This window comes from Hydrogenophaga sp. L310, from assembly GCF_055703065.1.
Map to the genome: position 1 here is coordinate 36,264 of NZ_JBVPZA010000010.1, position 17,286 is coordinate 53,549.

The window sequence follows — 17,286 nt, forward strand, 5'->3', positions numbered from 1 at the left end:
CAGTTCAGGCCGCCACCGGCTCGCGCATCGCCGCCGCAGCGATGTCCAGTGAACGCAGGCGCAGCGCCGGGTCGAACACGTCGCTCACCAGCATGAACTCGTCGGCCTGGGTCGCGTTGGCGAGTTTCTGCAAACCGGCGCGCACCGTGTCCGGGCCGCCGATCACCGCACAGGCCAGGAAGTCGGCGATCGCCGCACTGGCCTGGGTGTCCAGCGTTTCCATGAAACCGGCGACCGGCGCCGGCAGCTGGCCGCGTTTGCCGGTGAGGATGCCCAGCACACGCTGGTAGGTGCTGCTGGCCAGGTACTCGGCTTCGTCGTCCGTGGGTGCGGCGATCAGTGGCACGCCGACGATGGCGTAGGGCTTGTCCAGCACCGCCGAGGGCTTGAAGTTGTGGCGGTACAGGTCCAGCGCCTGCAGCAGGTAACGCGGTGCAAAGTGCGAGGCGAAGGCGTAGGGCAGACCACGCTCGGCCGCCAGCTGGGCCGAGAACAGGCTGGAGCCCAGCAGCCAGATCGGCACATGGGTGCCCGCGCCGGGCATGGCGATCAGCTTCTGGCCCGGCACCGCATCGCCCAGCAGGCGCTGCAGTTCGGCCACGTCGCGCGGGAAATCGTCTTCGGTCTCGCGCCGGTCGCGGCGCAGCGCGCGCATGGTCAGCGGGTCGGTGCCGGGCGCGCGACCCAGGCCCAGGTCGATGCGGCCGGGGTAGAGCTCGGCCAGCGTGCCAAAAGCCTCGGCCACCACCAGCGGCGCGTGGTTGGGCAGCATCACGCCGCCCGAACCCACGCGCATGCGCTGCGTGGCGCCAGCGATGTGGCCCACCAGCACGGCCGTGGCCGAACTGGCGATGCCACTCATGTTGTGGTGCTCGGCCAGCCAGTAGCGGGTGAAGCCCAGGGCTTCGGCGTGTTGCGCGGTGCGCACGGTGATGGCCAGCGCATCGGCCACCGAGCCGCCTTCGCGCACGGCCACGAGATCGAGCAGGGAGAGGCGGATGTCTTGCAGGGGCTTGGGCATGGGATTCATGGACCGCATTGTCAGATGCTTTGCATCCCGCCGGTCGGTGAGCCCGCGAAAGACCCCTGTACCCCTCCCCCGGCGCGCCGCCTCCACCCACCGGATCAGCGGCCCTTGATGGCCCCACCGGAGCGCCAACGCACGGGAAACGCGGTCAACGCACCGCCATCCGGCTCACCCGGCGGGCGGAAGCACCCGCAGGGTGAGCGCTTCGAGGGCCTGCACGATCAGGCGCTCGGGCCGGTCGCAGGTGTGGCTTTCACCGGCCTCCAGGATGATGTCCCGCGGGTCGCGGTCGTGGGTGATCCAGGCCCGGCCGGCGATGCACTGGATGCGCCAGCCCAGCGGCCTCGCGATGCGGTACAGGGACGACCGGGGCAGCACCCAGGTGTCGGTGGTGGGGCGCGGGCGGGCGGCCGGGCGCGACCGGCGGAACCGGCCCAGGGTGGGTGGCAGGGACAGCTGTACGGTGTGCATGGTGCGGGGCCGGCAGGACCGGCGAAAGGGTTGAAGGAAGAAACTCACGCGGCCAGCGCCTCGCGCCGCGCGGGCAGGCGCTGCCGGGCCAGGGCCAGGCGCTCCTGCTCCAGCGCGCGCGCCAGGGCTTTCTGGCCGCTGCGCTGGGCCGCGGTGATCAGCGTGAGGTCGATCAGGTCGCGCTGCGCATGGCTGCCACCGAACCGGTGCGACTGGCTGCGCACCGGGCGCAGCAGGGCCACCGCACGCGCCCAGTCCTGCTGGCCGAAGGCGATGCAGGCCTGCGTGACCACCGAGCCGACCTCGCGCATGAAGGCCGCGTTGTCGCCCTCGCTGGCCATCGCGTTGCGCTGGGCCTGCAGCAGCGTCTGCAACAGGTCCTCGCGTCCGGCGGCCACGAAGGCCATGGCCGCGTGCCAGTCGCTGAAAGCGTAGTGACCGTCGCCCGCGAAGGGTGCCCAGCGTTCGGCCAGTCGCTCCCAGCGTGCGCCCACGTCCGCCCCCTGCAGGTCCAGCCGCCACAGCAGCGCACTCGCGTCCACCAGTTCCACATGGATCTCGGGGCGGTGGCCGTGGATCGGCCCGTCGTACAGGGCCAGCACCTCGGCCAGGTCGCCCTGCGCGAGGTGGTGCAGCGCGAGGTGCCACCAGTTGTGCACGGCCAGGAAGTTGTCGGTCTGCCAGCCTTCGTTGCCACGCATCCACTCGATGCCTTCGTCGCGCCGGCCCTGCATCTCCAGCACGTGGGCCACCGCGTGCTGCGCCCAGGCGTCGCGGGGCTGCAGGTCCACGGCCAGGCGCCCCAGGCGCTCGGCGCGTGCGTAGTCACCGGTTTCTTCGAGCCCGAAGGCCTGCATGCCCAGCACCGCGTGCCAGCCGGGCAGGGTAGCGGACCACGCGGGCAGGGCGCGCGCAATGCGGTCGCGCAGCATGCGCGAATCCCCCACGAAGAAGTCGAGCTGTTGGCCGGCCTGCAGGGCCAGCGCGTCCAGCGGGTAGTGCACGCTCAGGTCTTCCAGCGTGAGCGCGGCGGCGCGCCACTGGCCGTCGCACAGCTGCGCGATGGCCCGCAAGTGCCAGGCCTCGCGTTCGTTGTGCGGCAGCTTGCGCGCGGCGGCCAGGGCCTCGCGCGCCGGCGCCACGCCAGCCGCTTCCGAGGACAGCAGGTAAAGCCAGGCGCGCAGCACCTGGGCCATCACCAGGTCGGGGGCGTCGGCCAGCGCCGCTTCGGCGGTGGCCAGGGGGTTGTCGGCAAAGCAGCGGAACTGGTGCAGGGCCTGCTCCAGCAGGTCCAGGGCGTGGGCGTTGCCGCCCGAGAGGGTGTAGCCGACGGTGTCTTTCGTGGTCATGGGAATGCTCCAGGGTTGGGGTGAGGAAAAAAGAAAGGAAAGGGATCAGTGCCGGGCGCGCGACACGTCGCGGAACGCCAGCATTTCGGGAATGCGCGCAGAGGCGCCGTCGTGGAAACCCAGTTCGGGCCAGGGCGCGTTCGCCGGTCCGTTGCGGAAGGTGCCGAACAGCAGGTCCCACAGCGGCAGGTCGGCGTAGTTGTGCGCGTGCACGCCGCGCTGGTGGTGGATGGCGTGGCTTTCGGGGCGCTGGATCAGGTAGCCCAGCCAGGTCGGTGTGCGCACACGGGTGTGCTGGAACACCGAGAGGAAGGTCAGCACCGCCACCGCCCAGGCGCCCGCTGCGGGGCTCAGGCCGAGCAGCGGAAACAGCACCAGGCTGGAGATCGTGGTGAACAGCGCCGTGTCCAGTGGGTGCAAGTAGAAGGCACCCCAGGGGTCGAGCGATTCGGCGCTGTGGTGCATCTGGTGGCCCAGGCGCCAGAGGGTGTCGAAGCGGTGCGCGCTGCGGTGGTACCCGTAGTGGAAGAACTGGTACACCAGCACGCCCAGCGCCGCACCGCCAGCGGTGCCGAAGGCGGCCCCGTCGAAAACGTGCAGGCCCCCGGAGAAGCGGCTCCAGAGGTGGCCGACGACCAGCGCCAGCCCGGCGTTGACCACGGTGATGGACAGGGCCCGTGAGCGCCAGCCGCGCACGCGGCCCGCGTGGGCGTGGGTGATGGCATCGAGCAGGAGGAAGGCGGGCAGCACCGCCAGGGTGAGGATTTCGGGCCAGGACATGGTGTTTCCAGTGAGGGTTTGCAAGGGGATTTGACGGTTCTAGAATCGGTCAGGCACTGTAGGCAGACCCCCCGTTTTCACCTGCAGTCAAATCCGACAGCCACCCGACAAAACCGCCATGTCCGCCCCCGACGGCGCCCCCGTGCTCGCCACCGTTGCCATCCTGGCGCTGCCCGAGGTGGCGGCCTCGATGCTGTTCGGCATGAGCGACATGTTCATGGGCGTGGGGCGCGACTGGCCCCTGGTGGTGGAGGACCGGCCGGGCCGCTCGTTGCTGCGGGTGCAGATCGTCTCGGCCGACGGCCAGCCCCTGACCATTGCCAACGGCGTGCACCTGGCGCCCGACACCTCCATCGCCAACGCCGTGGCCCCGCAGGTCATCTGCATCCCCGAGGTGTTCGTGGTGCCGAGCACCGACCTGCGCGGACGCTATGAGGCCGAAGCGGCCTGGCTGCGCGAAGCCCATGCCCGGGGCGCCATCATCGCGGCGGCCTGCTCGGGCGCGCTGCTCATGGCCGAAGCCGGCCTGCTCGAAGGCGAGGACGCCACCACCCACTGGGCCTACTGCGACGTGCTGGCGCAGCGCCACCCGGGCATCCGCCTGCACCGCCGGCGCGCGCTGGTGACCGCGGGCGAAGGCCAGCGCCTGGTGATGGCCGGTGGCGGCACCTCCTGGCAAGACCTCGCGCTGTACCTGATCGCCCGGCTGGTGGGTCTGGAGGCGGCGATGCAGATGGCGCGCCTGTACCTGATCGACTGGCACGAGAGTGGCCAGCAGCCGTTTGCCCGGCTCTCGGCGAGCCGGCAGTCGGACGACGCGGTCATCACGCGCTGCCAGCTCTGGGTCGCCGACCACTACGGCGAGCCGAGCCCGGTGGCGGCGATGACGCGGCTCTCGGGCCTGGCCGAGCGCTCCTTCGTGCGCCGCTTCCAGCAGGCCACGGGTTTGTCACCGCTGCAGTACGTGCACCACGTGCGGCTCGAAGAGGCCAAACAGTTGCTGGAGGGCAGCGAGGACTCGATCGAGGCCATCGCCGGCCAGGTGGGCTACGAAGACGCGGGCTATTTCGCGCGCCTGTTCAAGCGCGAGGTCAACCTCACGCCAGCCCAGTACCGCAGGCGCTTCGCGGGCCTGCGCGAGGTGCTGCAGCAGGGCCGGACCGTGTGATCGCCGGTGCCGTGCACCCCGGTAGACACGGGGTGCCGCGTCCGGCATCACTTTTTTGCAGCGCCCTCGGTGGCGCCACCGTCCGTCGGCGACGGCCTGTGCCGGCGGCGAGGCGTAGACTGGGCCGCATCTCCATCCCTGTAGCCCTTACCCGCCCATGACCACCCTGTTTGAACCCCTGCAAGTCGGCGCCCTGAGCCTGTCCAACCGCATCGTCATGGCCCCGCTCACGCGCAACCGCGCGCCCGAAGCCATCCCCACGCCGCTGATGGCGATCTACTACGCCCAGCGCGCCAGCGCCGGCCTGCTGATCACCGAAGCCACCGCCATCACCCACCAGGGCCAGGGCTACGCCGACGTACCCGGCCTCTATGGCACCGAGCAGCTCGACGGCTGGAAACGTGTGACCCAGGCCGTGCACGATGCCGGCGGCAAGATCGTGGTGCAGCTCTGGCACGTGGGCCGCGTTTCACACCGCGAGCTGCAGCCGCACTTTGGCGCGCCGGTCGCGCCCTCGGCGATCCGCGCCCACACCAAGACGGTGCTGATCAAGGACGGCGTGCCGACCTTCGTCGAAACTTCCGAGCCGCGCGCGCTCGACGCCGAAGAAATTCCCGGCATCGTGATGGACTACCGCCACGCCGCGCTCAACGCAATCGCCGCCGGCTTCGACGGCGTGGAGATCCATGCCGCCAACGGCTACCTGATCGACCAGTTCCTCAAGTCCGGCAGCAACCACCGCAAGGACGACCACGGTGGCAGCATCGCCAACCGCACGCGCTTTTTGCTGGAGGTGACGCGCGCCGTGACCGAAGCCATCGGCGGCGACCGCACCGGCATCCGGCTCTCGCCCGTGACACCGGCCAACGACGCTTCGGACGCCGACCCGCAGCCACTGTTCGACCATGTGGTGCGCAAACTGGCCCCGCTGCAACTGGCCTACCTGCACCTGATCGAAGGCGCCACCGGTGGTGCGCGCGAACTGCCGGACCGTCCCTTCGACTACGCCGCGCTCAAAACCGCCTACCGCGAAGCCGGCGGCCGGGGGGCCTGGATGGTCAACAACGGCTACGACCTGACGATGGCGCGCCAGGCGCTGGCCGATGGCGCCGACCTCGTGGCCTTCGGCAAAGCCTTCATCGCCAACCCGGATCTGGTGACACGGTTGCACGCGGGCGGTCCGTTCAACACCCCCGACAAGACCACCTTCTACGGCGGCGGTGCGAAGGGCTACACCGACTACCCGACGCTGGCGGGCTAAAGCCCCCTTGCGTCCCGCGCCTCTGTCGGCGCGGGCCGGGGCTCCGCCGCTGCGCGGGTCGCTGCCCCCCGAGGGGGCTGTTTCGCCTTGGGGCGGCCCAGCGGCGAAACCTTGCCCCACGCTCCGCCGCTGCGTCCTATGATGCGCGGACCATGCCCGCCCCCGAACTGATTGCCGCCCTCTACCCCTGGCTCCGACACCTGCACATCACCCTGGTGGTCTTGAGCGTGTCGGTGTTCATGGCGCGCGGCCTGGGTGTGCTGGCGGGGCAGGCCTGGCCCATGCGCGACCTGGCCCGTGGCCTGAGTCCGGTCATCGACTCGCTGCTGCTGCTCGCCGGCGCCACGCTGTGGTGGCTGCTGCAGCTGAACCCCTGGCACAACCACTGGCTGGGCGCCAAGCTGGTGCTGCTGGTGGTCTACATCGTGCTGGGCAGCTTTGCCCTCAAACGCGCGCCGACGCGCACCGGCAAGGCCTTCGCCTTTGTCGCGGCACTGTCGGTGGTGGGCATCATGGCCAGCATCGCGGTGGCCCACCATCCGCTGGGGATGTTCGCGCCGTGAGCGCCACCCAGGCGCCCCACCGTTCGTGCCTGGTGCGTGGGCTGCTGTGGGCCGCCGGTTCGCTGGCGCTGCTGCTGGGCCTGATCGGCGTCGTGCTGCCGGGCCTGCCCACCACCCCCTTCATCCTGCTGGCCGCTGCCTGCTACGCCAAGGCTTCGCCGCGCCTGCACCGCTGGCTGCTCAACCACCGGCTCACCGGTCCGATGCTGCGCGACTGGGAAAAGCACCACAGCCTGACACGGCGCAACAAGACCATCGCCGTCGTCTCCATGGCGGTCATGGTCAGCGTGTCCATCTGGAGTTTCCGCGGGCGCGTGGCGGTGCAGCTGGCGCTGCTGGCCCTGGGCGCCATCGGAGCGTGGGTCGTTCTCCGGATTCCAACCCGGAGGCGTTAGCCCGCGCGCCGTGCCAGCACCTCAAACGCCGGCAGCGTCTTGCCTTCCAGCACTTCGAGGAAGGCACCACCGCCGGTGGAGATGTAGCCCACGTCCTTCTCGATGCCGTATTTGGCAATGGCGGCCAGGGTGTCGCCACCGCCGGCGATGCTGAAGGCGCTGCTCTCGGCAATCGCGTGCGCGATCACCTTGGTGCCGTTCTCGAAGGCGGCGAATTCGAACACGCCCACCGGGCCGTTCCAGACGATGGTGCCGGCCTTCTTCAGTTGCTCGGCCAGCAGCTTCGCGGTCTCGGGGCCGATGTCCAGGATCAGGTCGTCGTCGGCCACGTCGGTCGCGGCTTTCACCGTGGCCACGGCGTCGGGGCTGAAGCTCTTGGCGCAGACCACGTCGGTCGGGATCGGCACCGCGGCGCCGCGCGCTTTCATGGCTTCGATCACGGCCTTGGCTTCGCCGATCAGGTCGGGTTCGGCCAGGCTCTTGCCGATCTTCAGACCGGCCGCGAGCATGAAGGTGTTGGCGATGCCGCCGCCAACGATCAGGCCATCCACGTTCTTGGCCAGCGCCTGCAGGATGGTGAGCTTGGTGCTGACCTTGCTGCCGGCGACGATGGCGATCAGCGGGCGCTTCGGGTTGGCGAGCGCCTTGCCGATGGCGTCCATTTCGGCGGCCAGCAAGGGGCCGGCGCAGGCGATGGGCGCGGTCTCGGCGATGCCGTAGGTGCTGCCTTCGGCGCGGTGCGCGGTGCCGAAGGCGTCGTGCACGAAGATGTCGCAGAGCTTGCCGAGCTTGGCGGCGAGTTCGGGCTTGTTCTTCTTCTCGCCGACGTTGAGGCGGCAGTTCTCCAGCATGACGAGCTGGCCGGGTTCGACGGACACGCCATCAACCCAGTTGGCCACCACGGGGATGCTGCGGCCCATGAGTTCCCCCATGCGCGCGGCGACCGGAGCGAGCGAGTCTTCGGGCTTGAATTCGCCTTCGGTGGGGCGGCCCAGGTGGCTCGTCACCATGACGGCGGCGCCGGCGTCCAGCGCCATCTGGATCGCGGGGATGCTGGCGCGGATGCGCGTGTCTTCGGTGATCTTGCCCGCGTCGTCCTGCGGCACGTTGAGGTCGGCGCGGATGAAGACACGCTGACCCTTGGCCTGGCCACTGGCGCAGAGATCGGAGAAACGGATGAATTGCATGGTGAAGCCTTGAACAGGTGCGAAGTGAAGGGGAACAGCGCAAATTGTAGGGAATGCGCTGTCGGCACCTGAAGCCGCCAGACCGGCGTTGGCCCCCGCGGCGGCTGTTTAAGGATGCGTAAATGTTGGGGCGCCAGTATCTGGTGGCCCGATCCATAGGGATCTCCATCAACCACTGCCTCTCAAGCGCCCATGTCACCCAGCACCCCGCCTCGCCTCCCACACGCCCTCATCGGCTCGCCTGCGTTCGCTGCCCTGTGCCTTGCGCTCCTGATCGGGTCCAGCGGATCGGCACTGGCCAGCACCCCGGGCGAAAAGGTGGTCTGCACCGATCTGCCACGCAGCCAATGGCTGTCCGAGGCGCAGGCACGCGAGCGTTTCAAGGCGTCGGCCTACCTGCTGGTGAAGTTCAAGGTGTCGCGGGGCAACTGCCACGAGTTCTACGCCATCGAACACGGCGGTGGCATCGTGGAGGCCTACCAGCATCCGGTCACGGGCGAGACGATTCGCATGACCCGTGTGCCGCCACCGAAGGCAGCGAAACCGCGCTGAGTCCGCCCGCCAGGCTGGCGAGGCTCACGCCTCGCACAGCACGAAGTCGGCCTTGCCCACGCCGCATTCGGGGCAGCGCCAGTCATCGGGCACGTCGGCCCAGCGTGTGCCCGGCGGGAAGCCTTCTTCAGGCCAGCCAGCGGCTTCGTCGTACAGCCATCCGCAGACGACGCAGAGATATTGCTTCATGGTGGTTGCTTTCAGAATTCAGTTCGTCAAATAAGACCCGGGCTCAGGACAGTCAATCGTCATCACCGTGATCGCGCCCGCCGCCGTTGCCCGACATGAGGCTGCTCAGGGCCTTGGCCGACACCAGTCCGTTGGGCGACTGCTGCCATTCCCAGGCGCCGTAGGCCAGCACCGCGAGCAGCAGCAGGGCGGCCAGCCAGGCGCGGTTCTTCTGCACCAGGCCCGGACCCGGGCCTTCCACGCTGCCGGTCAACATGGGCGATGCCAGGTTCTTGCGGCGCAGCAGGCTCAGCCCCAGGATCAGGGCCAGATGGGCCAGCACCACAAAGAGAAAGGCTTCGCCCAGAAATTCGTGCATTTCGCCCAGCCAGTCTTCGCCGGGGAACACACCCCATTCGTTGAAGGTCGCATAACCGCTCAAGGTGAGCGGCACCACCAGCACGAGCAAGGCCACCACCGCCAGCGCCATGAGCAGGTTCTGCCCCTGGCGCCAGTTGACGGCGGCGATGGATGGGGCCGTGCGCAGCGACCGGAGCCACGCTGGCGCGCTGCCCAGCTTGCGCCACATCAGGCCCAGGCCCGCCTGGCGCGGGCCGACCAGGCCATACAGCACGCGAAAGCCCAGCAGTCCGGCCATGGAATACCCGAGCGTGACGTGCAGCATGCGCCAGCTTTCGCCATCGGCCGTCAGGTAGGCGCCCAGAAAACACAGGGCGAACAGCCAGTGAAACATGCGCGTGGGCGCATCGGTGACACGACGGCGAGCGGCTGGTCGCGCCTGGGACGCGCCTGCGGCAGCAGAGGAAGGCATGGGGGTGGTGGCTTGCATGGTGGTTCTTCCGGGTTCAGTCTTTCCAGAACCAGCGCTGGCCCAGGCTCACGCCCGCCGGCAGCCGGAGGCTGTCGTCATCGAAGTCGCCACGGTCGGCACCGGGGTGGCAGGCCGCGCAGTTGGCCGCGCTCTTGACGCTGGCGTGTTTCCAGACCGGGGTGGGGACCTCGCGGTGCTTGCGCTCGAACCAGGCCGAGCGCGTGAGGCGGTCCTCAGGCGGTTCCTCGACCACGCGCTTGTAGGTGCCCGCGTTCGCCTGCAGCCAGGCGCTGAGCTGCTTGACCGTGGCGTCATCCAGCGAAGCGTCGGTGCCGTAGTGTTTGTCCAGGCCGGCCATGATGCGTTGCCACGAGCGGGCGGGCAGCAGGCCAGGCGCGTACGCGGTGTGGCAGGCCGCGCACTCGGCCATGTAGGCCTGGGGCATGTTGCGCGGCATCATGCGCCCGCTGTCGGCCTGCGCGGCGGACAGTGCGGCGACGCCCAGGCCGAGGGCCACGAGCAGGGATCGGGTGGAGGGGGTGTTCATGGATCGCTCCTGGATCTCGAGGTCGTTCACTTCAGGCTGTTCAGGTAGGCCAGCACGTCGGCCTTTTCGTTCGCGCTGCATGCGCGGCTGAGCACGTCGTTGCAGTTGCGCTTGAACCACTTGTCGACTTTCGCCGTGTCGGTGAACGCCTTGGGGTTGAAACCCGGCGCCAAAGGCGCGATCAGCTTGCCGGTGTTGGCGTGTTTGCCTTGCGTGGTCGGCGGTGTGCCGTGGCACGAGGCACACGACCACTCGCCACCGTGTTTCGTGTTGAAGAAGGTCTGGCCTTTGGCGGCGTTGCCGGGCGAGCCGGCCTGGGCGCTCCAGTGCTGGAGCTGTGCGGCGGGCGTGGTGTCGGCGGCGTGGACGCTGGCCGACCACAAGGTGCTGGCCAGTGCCGCGGCGAGCAGGCCGGCGGACACCCGGGAAGAACGGTCAAGCAACATGATGGTGCCTTTCAAGAAGGATGAACAGGAGGGGCTGGATGCAGTGTGCGAAACCCCGCTTGAACGCCGGCTGAAGCGGTCGTTCATCTGGCGTTAAGGAATGCCGCCCGACAATGGCCCCATGAATGTGCTGACATGCCCCGGATACGCCCCTGCGCCGCTGCGGACCCTGCTGGTGGCCATGGCGCTGCTGCTGGGTGGACCGGGCACGACCCCCGCCTGGTCGCGTGACGACGACCACGTGCGCGCCCTGCAGGCCGTGCAGGCCGGGCAGGTGCTGCCGCTGCGATCGGTGCTGGAGCGGCTGGAACGGGAGCACCCGGGCCAGGTGCTGGAAGTGGAGCTGGAGGACGACAACGGCCGCTGGCTCTATGAGATCAAACTGCTGCAGGCCGGTGGTCAACGGATCAAGCTCGAACTGGACGCGAAGACCGGCGAGGTGTTGCGCCGCAAGAACCGCGACGATCACCTCCGCAACCGCAAAGACACTGGACGCTGAAAGAGCCCGCATGCGCATCCTCCTGGTCGAAGACGAACCCACCCTGCGCGCCCAGTTGCGCAGCGCGCTCGAAGCCGCCGGTTACGCGGTGGACGAGGCACACAACGGCCGCGACGCGCACCATCTGGGCGATACCGGGGCGTTTGACGCGGTGGTGCTCGACCTCGGCCTGCCGGTGCTCGACGGCCTGTCGGTGCTCAAGCGTTGGCGCGATGCCGGCCGCACCCTGCCGGTGCTGATCCTGACCGCACGCGACAACTGGAGCGAGAAAGTGGCGGGCATCGATGCCGGCGCCGACGACTACCTGACCAAACCCTTCCACACCGAAGAACTGCTGGCGCGCCTGCGCGCGCTGATCCGCCGCGCCAGCGGCCTGGCCTCGCCGGTGCTGCAGTGCGGCGCGCTGGCGCTGGACACGCGCAGCGGCCGCGTCACGCTCGCGGGTCAGCCGGTCGCCCTGACCAGCCACGAGTACAAGGTGCTCGACTACCTCATGCACCGCCCGGGCTCGGTGGTCTCGCGCACCGAACTCACCGAACACATCTACGCACAGGACTTCGACCGCGACTCCAACACCATCGAGGTGTTCGTCGGCCGGCTGCGCAAGAAGCTGCCGCCCGAACTGATCGAAACCGTGCGCGGCCTGGGCTACCGATTGGTGCAGCCGCAGGCCAGCACGGGCTGAGCCGGCGCCATGCCGCACACGATGCCCGGGGTTGCGGCGTTGCCTTAAGCTCAGCAACCCATGATCACGCTCGGCCGCTGGGCCTCCTCGCTGCGTTTTCGCCTGCTGGCCGCCACGCTCGCCGCGCTCGCGCTGGCGCTGCTGCTGGCCGGTGTGTGGCTCAGCGGGCTGTTTCGCGAACACGTCATGCGCCAGTTCGAAGCGGCGCTGACCCTGCAGCTCGACCAGCTGACCACGCAACTGGAAATGGACGCCAGCGGGAAGCCCGTGATCGATCCGCGACAGCTCTCCGACCCGCGCTGGCAGACACCCTATTCCGGCCTGTACTGGCAGCTCGACCAGGTGGGCGGCGATGGCGCCATCCGCAGCGGCGTGCTGCGTTCGCGCTCGCTCTGGGACACCACCCTGCCGCTGAGCGCGGATGCGCTGGCGAACGGCGCCGTGCACGTGCACGAAGGCAGCGGTCCGCAGGGCGCGGCCGTGCTGATGCTGGAACGCACCGTGGCGCTGGGCGAACAGCCTGGCGTGCGCTGGCGCCTGATCGTGGCGGCCGAAACCCGGCAGGCGCTGGAAGCGGTGGACCGCTTCACCGGTGTGCTCTCCATTTCGCTGCTGGTGCTGGGTGCGCTGCTGGCCTTGGCCGCGGTGACCCAGGTCGCGGTGGGTCTGTCGCCGCTGCGGGGCCTGCAGCAGGCCCTGGTGCAGGTGCGCGAAGGCCGCTCCGCCCGGTTGCAGGGCCGTTTTCCCAGTGAGGTGCAGCCCCTCATCGACGACTTCAACGGCGTGCTGGACCGCAACGCCGAGGTGGTGGCGCGCGCGCGCACCCAGGCGGGCAACCTGGCCCACGCCCTCAAGACCCCGCTGGCGGTCCTGCAGCAGGCCGCCGCGCAGACACCGCCACCGGGCGCAGCGCCGGATCTTGCGCGGCTGGTGCAGGAGCAGGTGGCGAGCGCACAACGCCACATCGACTGGCACCTCGCCCACGCGCGCGCAGCCGCGGCCGAGCGCCTGCCCGGCCAACGCACCGCCGTGGCCCCGGTGGTGCTCGGGCTGGTGCGGGTGATGCAGCGGGTGCACGCCGAACGTCACATCGGTATCGACGCCACCGGTCTGCCCGACACGCTGGCCTTTGCGGGCGAAGAACAGGACTTGCAGGAGATGCTGGGCAACCTGATCGACAACGCCTGCAAATGGGCGCGCCACACGGTGGTGGTCAGCGCCTCCAGCGAAGCCGGCCGGCTGTGCCTGCGCGTCGAGGACGATGGTCCGGGCATCGACGACCAGGCCCGCGCCGCCGTGCTCGCGCGGGGCGCGCGGCTGGATCAAAGCGTGCCCGGGTCGGGGCTGGGCCTGGCCATCGTGACCGATCTGGCCCGGCTCTACGGCGGCGACGTCCGCCTGGACACGGCCAGCCTGGGCGGTCTGGGGGTCGCCCTCAGCCTGCCGGCCGCGGACTGACCGCGGCCTGCACACGCGGCCTGGCGCAGGGCGCCAGCGCATCGAGCGGGCGCTGGTACGCCGAGGTGCGCACGTCCATCAGCCCCAGCACCGAATGGAACACGTTGTCGTGGGACAGGGCCTCGCCCGAGCGCTGGCGCAGGCAGTCCACCGACACACCGCTGCGCTGCTGCAAGCCGGGCGACAACCAGGCCACCATGGGCACATGGGTTTGCTGCTCGGGCGCCAGCGCGTAGGGCAGGCCGTGCAGGTAGAGCCCGTTTTCGCCCAGCGATTCGCCGTGGTCTGACAGATAGAGCAACCCGGTGTCGTGCCGCCCCTGCCCGGCCTGGCGCTGCAGCCAGTCCAGCGTCTGGCCCAGGAACTGGTCGGTGTAGGCGATGGTGTTGTCGTAGGCGTTGGCGAGCGCTTCGGGGGTGCAGTCCGAGAGCGTGGCGCTGGTGCATTCGGGCTCAAAGCGCTTGTGCCCGGGCGGCGTGCGCCTGTGATACGCCGGGCCGTGGCTGCCCATCTGGTGCATGACGAGCACCACGCCGCGCGCGCGGCGTTGCGGGTCGAGGGCGGCGATGCGCGCATCGAGGTCCTGCAGCATGACCGCGTCAAAACACTCACCGTCAGCACAGAAGCCCGGCACGGCCAGCTCGCGCGTGCTCGCATGGGGGACCCGGTCACAGACGCCCTTGCAGCCCGCCTGGTTGTCCAGCCAGAGCACCGCCAGACCGGCCCGCTGCAGCACATCCAGCAGGTTTTCGTGGCGCGCGGTTTCGTCACCGCCCTGGGCCCGCGTCAGGGGCGAGAACACGCAAGGCACCGACACCTGGGTGTTGGTGCCGCAGGAACGCACCTGGCTGAAGTTCACCAGATCACCCTGCTGCTGCCAGCGCGCCAGCGTGGGCGTGGTGTCACGGGCGTAGCCATCGAGCGCGAAGTGGTCGGCGCGCGCCGTCTCGCCCAGCACCAGCAGCAACAGCGGTGGCCGCGCCTGGTTCGTATAGCTCGCGCCGAGCACCGCGTCTTCACCGACCGGCGTCAGGGTGCGCGCCTGCGCGGGCAACTGCTGCGCGGCCAGTTTGCCCGCGGCGTACACCGTGTTGAGGGGATTGATCATGAAGCGCAGCGTCTTCTGGTTGCGCATCAGCGAGGCGAGGTCCTGGTAGCTCAGCAGCGCCGCGCCCACCGCCAACACCAGGCCCGCCACCACGCCCAGGCCGTTGGGCAGCAGCCGCGAAGCCGCGTGGCCCATCGCCACCGGCCGGTGCCACAACCACCCCAGCGCCGGTGCCGCCACCAGCAGCAGGCTGCCCGCCAGCGACCACGACAGCAGGTCGCGCACCTCGCGCGCATCGGTGTGCAAGGCATTGGCCAGCATGGTGCTGTCGATCACGACACCGTACTGCCACATGTAGTGGCTGTTCAGCGCCGCCATCACCACCAGCAGGGACGCGGCCGGTCGCAGCAGGCGCGGCCACGCCAGCAGCGACAGCAGGGCCACCGTGCCACCCACGATCATCAGACCCAGGCCCATGAACGCCGTCCAGCGGACCTCGCCGCCGGACAGCATGCGCTGCCACAGCGGCAGATTGCCCGGAACGGCCAGCCACAGCGCGAGCAGCCAGACGGTCTGGCCCGGGGAACGGGCCGTGTTGGCGGTGAAGGTGGCGGGCGCCCGCGTGGGTGGGGCGGACAACGCCGGGGACAAGCTGGCCTGCATGGTCACATTCGATGCGCCAGCACACACTGGCCCCGCCAGCGTAGGCAGCCTGGGTTAAGCCAGCCTTATGCCGACCTGTTCCACCAAGAAACCAGGGTTCTCAGCGTGCCCAGCGCAGATTGAACCGCGTGCTCATGGGCGGCTCGCCCGCGTCGCGCTCCAGCGTGGCGCCCATCTGTTCGGCGATGCGCCCCACCAGGCGCAGGCCCAGACCGAGGCCGGGCTCGGACGCTGCGGTGACGGCACCCGAGCCCGCGCGTTGACCGTCGTCGGAAACGGACACACCGAATCCGTCGGATGAGCGCCAGATTTCGACCGACACCTGGGTGCCTTCGGGTGTGTGGCGCAGGGCGTTTTCGATCAGGTTGCGCAGGGCCAGCTCCAGCAACATGGGCTGGGCCGACACGCGCACCGGCTGCTCGGGCTGCTGCAGGGACAGCTCGTGACCCGTCTCGTACGCCAGCTGCGCATGGTTCGAAATCAGACGCGCCGCGAGCTCGCCAAGCTCGACGTCCTGCGCCTCCAGCAGGTTGGACGGACCCCCGTTGCCGGTGCGCTGCGCGCGCGCCAGGTCCAGCAGCTGCGACAGGATGCGGCCGGCACGCAGGGCCTCGCGCTCCAGCCGGTCCAGGCGTTCGGGCGAGGCGTCCGCCTGCGCAGCCCGGGCCTGCAGCGCAATGACCGCCAGCGGCGTGCGCAGCTCGTGCGCCACGTCGGAAGCGAATTCGCGCTCGCGCTGCGCCTGCTTTTGCAAGGTATCGACCAGCGTGTTGATGGCCGAGACCGTGCTGGTGAATTCGCGAAAACGGTGCCGGGTGTCCAGCCGCTGACCGGCGAACCCGTCGAGCGCGGCCACCTCGCTGGAGAGCTGGTCCAGCGGGCGCAAACCGCGCCGGATGGTCCACCACAGCAGCAGGGCCACCAGCGGCAGGATCAGGATCGCGGGTTGCGCCACGTGTTCGGCGATGTCTTTGCCGAGCTCGCCACGCTTCTTCATGTCCATCAGCGCCAGCACGCGGCGCTCGCGCCCGTCCATGTTCAGGCGCACGCCGAAGCTGCGCCAGTCACCCAGGCCGTGTTCGGTCTGCAGCGTCAGGGTGCGGAACCCCCGCGGGGGCAGGTCCGTGATGTCCAGTCCCGGCGCGACGCGGTGGGTGTCGGCGACGAGGCGGCCATCCTCCCAGGCCAGCACCGCGACGTCCTGCAGGTACTCGTGTTCGAGGCCGGCCGACGCCGGCACCACGTTCTGGCTGGCCCCGGTGGGCGAGGCTTCGATCCACAGCTTGGCCACCGCCACCAGCTGGCCGTCCGAAAACTTGCGCGCCTCGCGGAACCCGGTGGACCAGGCCACGGCGATCAGGGTCAGCCACACCAGCAGCAGCGCGCCGAGCGTCCAGCTCAGGATGTAGCGGCGCAACACGGGCTGCCGCGATGGGAAAGCGGCCACCGGGTTCATGCGGGGTCCGCCCGATTCGGCGCGGCGGTGGGTGCCACTTCGCGGGGAATGAAGTAGCCCACGCCACGCACGGTCTTGATGAGCGACTCACCCAGCTTGCGGCGCAGGTGGTGCACGTGCACCTCGATCGCGTTGCTGTCGAGCGCTTCGCCAAAACCGTACAGCGCCGATTCGAGCCGGGCCTTGGACAGCACCTGGGGCCGCGCCTGCAGCAGGGTCAGCAGCAGCGCAAACTCGCGCCCGCCCAGCGCCACGGGCTGACCGGCCAGCTCGACGGTGCGCGCGGCCGGGTCGAGCACCAGATCGCCATGTTCGATCAACGGCTTGCTGCGCCCGCTCGCCCGCCGCAGCATGGCGCGCAGCCGGGCGAGCAGTTCGTTGGCGTCGAACGGCTTGACGATGTAGTCGTCGGCCCCGCTGTCCAGGCCGCTGATGCGGTCGCTCACGCCATCGCGCGCGGTCATGATCAGCACCGGCATGTCGCTGCGCGGCAGCGCTTCGTGGGCCCGGTTGCGCTCACCGAGGCGGCGCAGGCGCGCCAGCAGGTCCAGCCCGTCGCCATCGGGCAGGCCCAGGTCGAGCAGCAACACGTCAAAGGGCTCCACCGCCAGGGCCGTCCAGGCGGTATCGAGCGTCGAACACACGTCCACCGCGTAACCCGCCTGGCGCAGCGAATCGCTCAGACCGCTGGCGATGCCGGGATCGTCTTCCACCACAAGTGCGCGCATTTC

The 17,286-nt window shown here is 69.7% G+C and carries 20 protein-coding genes; 8 read left to right on the forward strand and 12 right to left on the reverse strand.

All coding sequences use genetic code 11. The features are described from left to right. Positions 1–4: 4 nt before the first annotated feature. The 4 genes from AC0GNO_RS16525 to AC0GNO_RS16540 all read right to left on the reverse strand — a co-directional run bounded on the left by AC0GNO_RS16525 (position 5) and on the right by AC0GNO_RS16540 (position 3,627). A complete protein-coding gene (locus AC0GNO_RS16525) occupies positions 5–1,030 on the reverse strand; it encodes an LLM class flavin-dependent oxidoreductase (RefSeq protein WP_472904738.1) in 1,026 nt (341 codons plus the stop codon). Positions 1,031–1,195: 165 nt separating this feature from the next. Then, positions 1,196–1,498, reverse strand: coding sequence for a DUF2917 domain-containing protein (locus tag AC0GNO_RS16530; protein ID WP_472904739.1), 303 nt, complete (start codon positions 1,496–1,498; stop codon positions 1,196–1,198). 44 nt (positions 1,499–1,542) lie between these two features. Further along, positions 1,543–2,847: a tetratricopeptide repeat protein gene (locus AC0GNO_RS16535; protein WP_472904740.1), complete on the reverse strand. Its 1,305-nt coding sequence runs from the start codon at positions 2,845–2,847 to the stop codon at positions 1,543–1,545. Positions 2,848–2,892: 45 nt separating this feature from the next. Then, positions 2,893–3,627: a sterol desaturase family protein gene (locus AC0GNO_RS16540; protein WP_472904741.1), complete on the reverse strand. Its 735-nt coding sequence runs from the start codon at positions 3,625–3,627 to the stop codon at positions 2,893–2,895. A 118-nt stretch (positions 3,628–3,745) separates the two neighbouring features. On the opposite strand from AC0GNO_RS16540, the gene AC0GNO_RS16545 reads away from it, so the two are divergent. From AC0GNO_RS16545 to AC0GNO_RS16560, 4 genes are all read left to right on the forward strand, one after another. Next, positions 3,746–4,795: a GlxA family transcriptional regulator gene (locus AC0GNO_RS16545; RefSeq protein ID WP_472904742.1), complete on the forward strand. Its 1,050-nt coding sequence runs from the start codon at positions 3,746–3,748 to the stop codon at positions 4,793–4,795. 157 nt (positions 4,796–4,952) lie between these two features. Further along, entirely contained in the window at positions 4,953–6,056 is a 1,104-nt protein-coding gene (locus tag AC0GNO_RS16550; protein ID WP_472904743.1) for an alkene reductase, read from the forward strand. Between the two features lie 152 nt (positions 6,057–6,208). Then, complete coding sequence (locus AC0GNO_RS16555; RefSeq protein WP_472904744.1) at positions 6,209–6,619, forward strand: SirB2 family protein; 411 nt, start codon at positions 6,209–6,211, stop codon at positions 6,617–6,619. Further along, positions 6,616–7,014 (forward strand): YbaN family protein, encoded by a 399-nt coding sequence (locus AC0GNO_RS16560; protein WP_472904745.1) that lies wholly within the window; start codon positions 6,616–6,618, stop codon positions 7,012–7,014. Before AC0GNO_RS16555 ends, AC0GNO_RS16560 begins: the two co-directional genes overlap by 4 nt. Here AC0GNO_RS16560 and AC0GNO_RS16565 read toward each other — a convergent pair. Then, the gene (locus AC0GNO_RS16565) at positions 7,011–8,201 is read right to left on the reverse strand and encodes a phosphoglycerate kinase (protein ID WP_472904746.1); all 1,191 of its coding nucleotides are present in this window, start codon (positions 8,199–8,201) and stop codon (positions 7,011–7,013) included. The two genes, AC0GNO_RS16560 and AC0GNO_RS16565, sit on opposite strands and share 4 nt — an antisense overlap. 192 nt (positions 8,202–8,393) lie before the next feature. Between AC0GNO_RS16565 and AC0GNO_RS16570 the strand changes: the two genes are divergently transcribed. Then, a complete protein-coding gene (locus AC0GNO_RS16570; protein ID WP_472904747.1) occupies positions 8,394–8,753 on the forward strand; it encodes a PepSY domain-containing protein in 360 nt (119 codons plus the stop codon). Between the two features lie 24 nt (positions 8,754–8,777). Here AC0GNO_RS16570 and AC0GNO_RS16575 read toward each other — a convergent pair whose 3' ends face one another. The 4 genes from AC0GNO_RS16575 to AC0GNO_RS16590 are packed head-to-tail and all read right to left on the reverse strand — an operon-like array spanning position 8,778 to position 10,746. Then, entirely contained in the window at positions 8,778–8,942 is a 165-nt protein-coding gene (locus AC0GNO_RS16575; RefSeq protein ID WP_472904748.1) for a rubredoxin, read from the reverse strand. A 52-nt stretch (positions 8,943–8,994) separates the two neighbouring features. Then, complete coding sequence (locus AC0GNO_RS16580) at positions 8,995–9,771, reverse strand: cytochrome b/b6 domain-containing protein (RefSeq protein WP_472904749.1); 777 nt, start codon at positions 9,769–9,771, stop codon at positions 8,995–8,997. Positions 9,772–9,787: 16 nt separating this feature from the next. Further along, the gene (locus tag AC0GNO_RS16585; protein WP_472904750.1) at positions 9,788–10,300 is read right to left on the reverse strand and encodes a diheme cytochrome c; all 513 of its coding nucleotides are present in this window, start codon (positions 10,298–10,300) and stop codon (positions 9,788–9,790) included. Positions 10,301–10,326: 26 nt separating this feature from the next. Beyond that, positions 10,327–10,746, reverse strand: a complete 420-nt coding sequence (locus AC0GNO_RS16590; RefSeq protein WP_472904751.1) for a DUF1924 domain-containing protein — start codon at positions 10,744–10,746, stop codon at positions 10,327–10,329. A gap of 121 nt (positions 10,747–10,867) precedes the next feature. On the opposite strand from AC0GNO_RS16590, the gene AC0GNO_RS16595 reads away from it, so the two are divergent. From AC0GNO_RS16595 to AC0GNO_RS16605, 3 genes are read left to right on the forward strand one after another with little or no spacing between them, the layout of a single operon-like run. Further along, positions 10,868–11,245 carry a PepSY domain-containing protein gene (locus AC0GNO_RS16595; RefSeq protein ID WP_472904752.1) on the forward strand — a complete coding sequence of 126 codons (378 nt, stop codon included), beginning with the start codon at positions 10,868–10,870 and terminating at the stop codon, positions 11,243–11,245. Positions 11,246–11,255: 10 nt separating this feature from the next. Next, positions 11,256–11,930: a response regulator transcription factor gene (locus AC0GNO_RS16600; RefSeq protein WP_472904753.1), complete on the forward strand. Its 675-nt coding sequence runs from the start codon at positions 11,256–11,258 to the stop codon at positions 11,928–11,930. A gap of 60 nt (positions 11,931–11,990) precedes the next feature. Beyond that, positions 11,991–13,388, forward strand: a complete 1,398-nt coding sequence (locus AC0GNO_RS16605) for a sensor histidine kinase (protein WP_472904754.1) — start codon at positions 11,991–11,993, stop codon at positions 13,386–13,388. Here AC0GNO_RS16605 and AC0GNO_RS16610 read toward each other — a convergent pair. The 3 genes from AC0GNO_RS16610 to AC0GNO_RS16620 all read right to left on the reverse strand — a co-directional run bounded on the left by AC0GNO_RS16610 (position 13,366) and on the right by AC0GNO_RS16620 (position 17,283). After that, positions 13,366–15,099, reverse strand: a complete 1,734-nt coding sequence (locus tag AC0GNO_RS16610; RefSeq protein ID WP_472904755.1) for a phosphoethanolamine transferase — start codon at positions 15,097–15,099, stop codon at positions 13,366–13,368. The two genes, AC0GNO_RS16605 and AC0GNO_RS16610, sit on opposite strands and share 23 nt — an antisense overlap. Positions 15,100–15,199: 100 nt before the next feature. Further along, the gene (locus tag AC0GNO_RS16615; RefSeq protein ID WP_472904756.1) at positions 15,200–16,555 is read right to left on the reverse strand and encodes a sensor histidine kinase; all 1,356 of its coding nucleotides are present in this window, start codon (positions 16,553–16,555) and stop codon (positions 15,200–15,202) included. Then, positions 16,552–17,283: a response regulator gene (locus AC0GNO_RS16620; protein WP_472904757.1), complete on the reverse strand. Its 732-nt coding sequence runs from the start codon at positions 17,281–17,283 to the stop codon at positions 16,552–16,554. The genes AC0GNO_RS16615 and AC0GNO_RS16620 overlap by 4 nt, the downstream gene beginning before the upstream one ends. Between the last annotated feature and the right edge of the window lie 3 nt (positions 17,284–17,286).

What these genes read in the sequence shown, in the direction of transcription:
- AC0GNO_RS16525 (WP_472904738.1), bottom strand. Translation starts at nt 1,030, where the DNA reads ATGAATCCCATGCCCAAGCCCCTGCAAGACATCCGCCTCTCCCTGCTC.
- AC0GNO_RS16565 (WP_472904746.1), bottom strand. Translation starts at nt 8,201, where the DNA reads ATGCAATTCATCCGTTTCTCCGATCTCTGCGCCAGTGGCCAGGCCAAG.
- AC0GNO_RS16550 (WP_472904743.1), top strand. Translation starts at nt 4,953, where the DNA reads ATGACCACCCTGTTTGAACCCCTGCAAGTCGGCGCCCTGAGCCTGTCC.
- AC0GNO_RS16605 (WP_472904754.1), top strand. Translation starts at nt 11,991, where the DNA reads ATGATCACGCTCGGCCGCTGGGCCTCCTCGCTGCGTTTTCGCCTGCTG.
- AC0GNO_RS16595 (WP_472904752.1), top strand. Translation starts at nt 10,868, where the DNA reads ATGAATGTGCTGACATGCCCCGGATACGCCCCTGCGCCGCTGCGGACC.
- AC0GNO_RS16545 (WP_472904742.1), top strand. Translation starts at nt 3,746, where the DNA reads ATGTCCGCCCCCGACGGCGCCCCCGTGCTCGCCACCGTTGCCATCCTG.
- AC0GNO_RS16530 (WP_472904739.1), bottom strand. Translation starts at nt 1,498, where the DNA reads ATGCACACCGTACAGCTGTCCCTGCCACCCACCCTGGGCCGGTTCCGC.
- AC0GNO_RS16585 (WP_472904750.1), bottom strand. Translation starts at nt 10,300, where the DNA reads ATGAACACCCCCTCCACCCGATCCCTGCTCGTGGCCCTCGGCCTGGGC.
- AC0GNO_RS16575 (WP_472904748.1), bottom strand. Translation starts at nt 8,942, where the DNA reads ATGAAGCAATATCTCTGCGTCGTCTGCGGATGGCTGTACGACGAAGCC.
- AC0GNO_RS16590 (WP_472904751.1), bottom strand. Translation starts at nt 10,746, where the DNA reads ATGTTGCTTGACCGTTCTTCCCGGGTGTCCGCCGGCCTGCTCGCCGCG.
- AC0GNO_RS16555 (WP_472904744.1), top strand. Translation starts at nt 6,209, where the DNA reads ATGCCCGCCCCCGAACTGATTGCCGCCCTCTACCCCTGGCTCCGACAC.
- AC0GNO_RS16620 (WP_472904757.1), bottom strand. Translation starts at nt 17,283, where the DNA reads ATGCGCGCACTTGTGGTGGAAGACGATCCCGGCATCGCCAGCGGTCTG.
- AC0GNO_RS16580 (WP_472904749.1), bottom strand. Translation starts at nt 9,771, where the DNA reads ATGCAAGCCACCACCCCCATGCCTTCCTCTGCTGCCGCAGGCGCGTCC.
- AC0GNO_RS16610 (WP_472904755.1), bottom strand. Translation starts at nt 15,099, where the DNA reads ATGCAGGCCAGCTTGTCCCCGGCGTTGTCCGCCCCACCCACGCGGGCG.
- AC0GNO_RS16570 (WP_472904747.1), top strand. Translation starts at nt 8,394, where the DNA reads ATGTCACCCAGCACCCCGCCTCGCCTCCCACACGCCCTCATCGGCTCG.
- AC0GNO_RS16535 (WP_472904740.1), bottom strand. Translation starts at nt 2,847, where the DNA reads ATGACCACGAAAGACACCGTCGGCTACACCCTCTCGGGCGGCAACGCC.
- AC0GNO_RS16615 (WP_472904756.1), bottom strand. Translation starts at nt 16,555, where the DNA reads ATGAACCCGGTGGCCGCTTTCCCATCGCGGCAGCCCGTGTTGCGCCGC.
- AC0GNO_RS16540 (WP_472904741.1), bottom strand. Translation starts at nt 3,627, where the DNA reads ATGTCCTGGCCCGAAATCCTCACCCTGGCGGTGCTGCCCGCCTTCCTC.
- AC0GNO_RS16600 (WP_472904753.1), top strand. Translation starts at nt 11,256, where the DNA reads ATGCGCATCCTCCTGGTCGAAGACGAACCCACCCTGCGCGCCCAGTTG.